The organism is Bacillus sp. P4_D3 (assembly GCF_056401855.1).
In genome coordinates, this window is sequence record NZ_JBFUIN010001202.1 from 1 (window position 1) to 681 (window position 681).

The window sequence follows — 681 nt, forward strand, 5'->3', positions numbered from 1 at the left end:
TGGTTATTCTACATTGTGGCTAGCAAATGCGGTAGAAGAAACAAATGGAAATGTTACAACGGTAGAACTTTCTTCAGAACGGGTGGGAGAGGCACTTGGGAATTTTAGGAAGGTGAATTTTACACAGCGAATCGATATTCACAATCAAGAAGCTGGAGCATTTTTAGATTCGCAATTAGATCATTCATTTGATTTTATTTTCCTAGATTCAGAACGAACGCAATATATGTGGTGGTGGGAACATATAAAACGTATTTTAGAGCCAAAAGGATTTCTTGTTATTGATAATGCAGCTTCTCATGCGGAGGAATTAGCAGAATTTATAAAGATGATTGAAGAAGATGATACGTTTGAAACGGTGTTATTAGCTTTTCAAAAGGGAGCATTTGTTGCGCGGAAGAATAATTAGAAGTGGGCTTAATGTAATTATCACATTGAAAGATAGCATATGTCAAAAGATAGAGCATTATATAAATTTAAGAGGATAACTAAATGGAACTTCAATTTAATATTCAGTGGTGATTATTGACACTCCCCCCCTAAAGGGGCTAGCTGACTAACGTCAGTGGGATTCTTGCTACCAAAGGCGAAGTCCATTTCTGGTATCGCTGACGTGCAAGATTGCGGTGTGCCATCACCACTCCCACAACAGACCATATAGGTTCGTGGGCTACGGTACTG

1 protein-coding gene is annotated in these 681 nt (G+C 38.6%); it reads left to right on the top strand.

Annotated elements, in window-relative coordinates:
• On the top strand, window positions 1-409 hold a 409-nt coding region (locus AC1DTM_RS30295), incomplete at its 5' end, for an O-methyltransferase (RefSeq protein WP_477001682.1).
• Window positions 410-681 lie beyond the last annotated feature (272 nt).